This window comes from Mesotoga sp. HF07.pep.5.2.highcov, from assembly GCF_003666285.1.
GTDB lineage: Bacteria > Thermotogota > Thermotogae > Petrotogales > Kosmotogaceae > Mesotoga > Mesotoga prima.
In genome coordinates this window covers 1-4226 of record NZ_JFHJ01000359.1, presented here as the reverse complement: position 1 = coordinate 4226, position 4226 = coordinate 1, and the positions used below count along the sequence as shown (strand labels likewise).

General features: G+C 44.8%; 4 protein-coding genes. 1 reads left to right on the top strand and 3 read right to left on the bottom strand.

What is annotated here, in order from left to right:
• The first annotated feature begins 255 nt into the window (after positions 1-255).
• Entirely contained in the window at positions 256-1509 is a 1254-nt protein-coding gene (locus tag BG32_RS07680; protein ID WP_121526646.1) for a Glu/Leu/Phe/Val dehydrogenase, read from the top strand.
• A gap of 103 nt (positions 1510-1612) precedes the next feature.
• Here the strand turns inward: BG32_RS07680 and BG32_RS07675 are convergent, their stop codons facing one another.
• The 3 genes from BG32_RS07675 to BG32_RS07665 all read right to left on the bottom strand — a co-directional run.
• A complete protein-coding gene (locus tag BG32_RS07675) occupies positions 1613-2230 on the bottom strand; it encodes a metallophosphoesterase family protein (RefSeq protein ID WP_259459601.1) in 618 nt (205 codons plus the stop codon).
• Positions 2197-2814 carry a hypothetical protein gene (locus tag BG32_RS07670; protein ID WP_014731085.1) on the bottom strand — a complete coding sequence of 206 codons (618 nt, stop codon included), beginning with the start codon at positions 2812-2814 and terminating at the stop codon, positions 2197-2199. Before BG32_RS07670 ends, BG32_RS07675 begins: the two co-directional genes overlap by 34 nt.
• 3 nt (positions 2815-2817) lie before the next feature.
• Positions 2818-4226, bottom strand: a 1409-nt coding sequence (locus BG32_RS07665; RefSeq protein WP_147434883.1) for an MMPL family transporter, incomplete at its 5' end; no start/stop codon positions are given.

The window sequence follows — 4226 nt, the reverse complement described above, 5'->3', positions numbered from 1 at the left end:
CCCTATAGTTCAACGGATAGAACGGTGGATTCCTAATCCGCAGATGAAGGTTCGATTCCTTCTGGGGGTACCAGAAGCGAGGATATCCTCGCCTTTTTTATTGGCGATTAGCATACAGGAAAGTGGCACCGAAAAGGTTACCTAGGGTACGTTAATTAGTCGTAGATGCTGTCTTTTGCCGATATTTAGGTTTGAGAAGAATTCGAGATGGTCATAGAATTCATTTGAGGATCATTAAACTGAGGAGGTATTCTTGTGGCCGAAACTAGTTTGTTTCAAAATGCGTTAAAGCAATTCAATAAGGCAGCCGATGTGATGGATCTTAGCCAAAGTATGAGGCAGGTCCTGTCCTTTCCGAAGAGAGAGCTTACGGTAAACTTTCCTGTCAGAATGGATAACGGTGAAATCAGGGTTTTCACAGGGCATAGAGTTCAGCATAACGTCGCCCGGGGTCCGGCAAAGGGAGGAATCAGGTATCATCAGAACGTTACCCTTGATGAAGTTAAGGCTCTTGCTTTTTGGATGACATGGAAGTGCGCGGTTGTAGGCATTCCTTATGGGGGAGGAAAGGGTGGGGTCTGTGTAAACCCACAGGAACTTTCTATAAACGAGATTGAGAGACTCTCCAGGAGATACTTCTCAGAGATTCAGATAATCATCGGTGAAGGAGAAGACATCCCAGCACCCGATGTAAATACAAATGCGCAGATAATGGCATGGTACATGGATACGTACTCCATGAACATCGGCCACTCCGTACTGGGAATCGTTACGGGAAAACCACTGGAAATCGGAGGGTCAAAGGGAAGAACAGAGGCCACAGGCCGCGGAGTAAGGGTTGTTGCTGAAGAGGCGCTTAGATACAAAGACATGGATCCAAAGAAGGCAAAAGTGGCCGTTCAGGGCTTCGGGAACGTCGGTTCCTACGCGGCAAAACTGATTGCTGAAGAGATGGGTTCTAGAGTGGTTGGCTTGAGCGACGTTTCAGGCGGCCTATACAATCCCGACGGATTCGACATCGATGATCTGATTGTCTACAGAGATCAGAACAACGGAGTAATCGAAGGTTATCCCAAGGGGCAGAAGATCAGCAATGAAGATCTTCTCAGTCTCGACGTGGATGTCCTTGTCCCTGCTGCTCTCGAGAACGCGATTACTGAAAAAAACGCGAGGAACGTCAGGGCGAAGATAGTTGTTGAGGGTGCAAATGGTCCTATGACCCCTGAAGCCGAAGATATGATTCTTGCAAACAACATCTTTGTTGTTCCGGACTTCCTTGCAAACGCAGGTGGAGTAACGGTATCATACTTCGAATGGGTACAGGGACTTCAGCATTACTTCTGGGATGTAGAAGATGTTAGGAGAGCGTTGCATAAGATAATGAAAGAGGCTTTTGGCTCTGTAATATCGACAATGAACAAATACAGTATCGATATGAGAACTGCCGCATACGTTGATGCAATAGAGAAAGTCGCTCTTGCGACGAAGCTTAGAGGTATCTATCCCTGATAGTCTGAACGGAGAGCAAATTAATTAGTCGAGCGGAAGAACTTTCTTCCGCTCTTTTGTTGTGACGGACATTCATAGCCTTTCGGAAAGATAGAAATTGTCATCAACTCTGTAAGCCGTTAAGAAGCCACCGTAAACACAACCCGTGTCGATACCGATCTTGCCCTCTTGAATGAGTGGACCACTTATTAATGGCGTGTGGCCATAGACAACCGTTCGACTTAATCGGGTAGCTGCTCTCTAGAAAGGGTTCTCTAATCCAAAGGAGATCTTTTGGATCTTGCTTCTTCAGAGGAATTCCCGGTCTGACTCCTGCATGAACAAAGATGAAGCTTTTCTCTTCATAGTACAGAACTGTGTTGTTGAGAAACTCGATGTGATATTCGGGAATGGATCTTATGGTTCCGTAACTTCTTATCGTTGTCTCCATTCCGTTATATGCCCATATTGTGGAACCCTGAACGCCATTCAAGTAATCTAGGAACATCTGCTCGTGGTTGCCGCGAATGAAGTGGCACTCGTAATTCGCTGAAAGCGCAATGAGAAAGTCGATAACTCCTCTGGGATTAGGACCGCGGTCCACATAATCTCCTATGAAAACAAGCGAGTCGTCATCCTTGAGATCAAGGGCACTAATGAGTCTTTTCAAAGGCGAAAGGCAACCGTGAATATCCCCTATTGCATAGGTCAACCCAAAATGCCCCTCATCAGCAACTGCCACAAGTATGATATAAGCACTCCCGCAACGGGACTGATAATCCATTCAGTCTTCTTTTCTTTCGAAAACACAGCCCGGAAAGCAAGCCCCGCGGCTACGGATATTATCACCCAGGTCCATTGATTTGCGAGAATAAAGATGAATATAGACATTCTCTCGGCAATTCCAATTGAATCAGTCGCTTCTTCCTTTATAATCCTTCCCCGAAGAAAATAGGTTACTCCTACCGTTGTCAGAAGCATTCCCATCAGATACCAGGAAAACTCTACGGTAACAAAGGATTCAATCAAAAAACTTCTTCCAAGCAATGTCAAGAAAAGCAAAAGGAAGAATGCAATTATCTCTATCAGTTCGTTGGAAAGTCTCTTTCGTCCCATATCAAGAGTGACCGTCAAACCTATGGACAGTATTAGAATAAGAATTCCAAGCGGATTCGATAAAAAGACATCGAAAGTGAAAGCAAGAAAGACAAGAACAACCCATACAAAATGCATCCAGAACTTCTTGTCATCCATTTTTGCCAGTTTCTTGTTATTCACAAAAGCATGATCAACTACATAATAGGCCACTAAAAGATGTAATGGCATGTCTCAACCTCCGATCTTCTCTCTGCTGTTCCATGGTAGCACGGGAACAAGAAAAGTTGCAACAATCAGTGCGGCCAAAACACCAACCCCGAGACTGATACCGAACGCGCTCAAAAGCTTCCCCTTTGCAAAAACAAATGAAAAGAAGGTGAGCATCGTTGTGGCCGAAGACATGGTTACCGATTTAAGGGTTTTTGATAGCTCGGAATTTCCTTTCCTCTTAGAACTATGCATAACGTACACAAGACCGTCGACCCCAATACCTATTATCAAAGGAGCGGAAATTACCGTGACAAAGGTTGTGTCAACGCCCAGCAGTTCCATCAAACCAAACATGGACATCAAAATACCTATCATAAGAAGGAGTACTTTGAACCCGTCGATTAAGGACTTTCTCTCCGCCGCCACAACTACAAAGATCGCTAGAAAAGCGACAAGACATATTGAAAGTGAAACTCGCCTTACAAGATCCATCAGATAATAGAAGACCTTTGGATATCCCCCAAAGGTCTCCTTAAGTTCCGGACTTAGACTGTCGTATATTATTTTTATAACATTGTTCCTATATATATACGATGACGGCTCGGAGTTCAACAGAAAGTAAGTCTTTCCATCGCCACCTAAGTAAAGCAACTGATCTCTTAGACTCTCCGGGATTACTTCAGTAACAAGACTTATTAGATCATCGGAGCTCTCCACAGTCCCAGCCCTATCGAGCAACTCGACGATAAAATCATAGTAGTTTGCTTTCTTGAATACCGCTTCAACAAGCGGTGAGTCTCGCAGTGCGTCGATCTCTCTCACTACCTGCTCCATCTGACTCATGTAATCTCCCTTTCCTCCTTCAACAATCGAAAGAATGGAGAATGAGCTTTTGAAGTTAGGATTCTGATCGATCTCCTCGTGCGCCTTTCTCAACGAATCAAGATCGGGAAGTATGAAAGGAACCGTGTTTATTATGCTGCCGCCGAATGTCCTTTCGATGAGGTTCGGAATCGCCACTTGCTCAGAGTCGGGTGACATCAAACCAGGAGGCGTGTAGGAAAAGCTCCTGATGTTATTCAGTCCCAGATAACTCAGTATGAGGATCAACGCAAAAACAACTCCTCCCGAGATAACTCCGAACCTTATGATTACTCTGGAAATCTTCTGAAAGAATCGATCAAGGAGATGTATGTTTGCAACCTTTGTTGAATTAATGAGGGTCTTGATTGATAAGGCCGGAAGAAAGACAATCATTACAACAAAGAAGACTACGATCCCAATCGATGAAAGAATCCCGAGTTCTCTTATGGCGGGCGAGTCGATTGCGGCAAGAATTATGAATACCAGCGCAGTCGTTATCATGCTCGCCAGAAGCGGTCTGGTAAGTGCACCATATGCATCTCTCAGCAGAGCGACCGCGTTCTTCT

Bases quoted from the DNA above. Each gene is read 5' to 3' on its own strand.
- BG32_RS07670 (WP_014731085.1), bottom strand. From the start codon at position 2,814: ATGCCATTACATCTTTTAGTGGCCTATTATGTAGTTGATCATGCTTTT.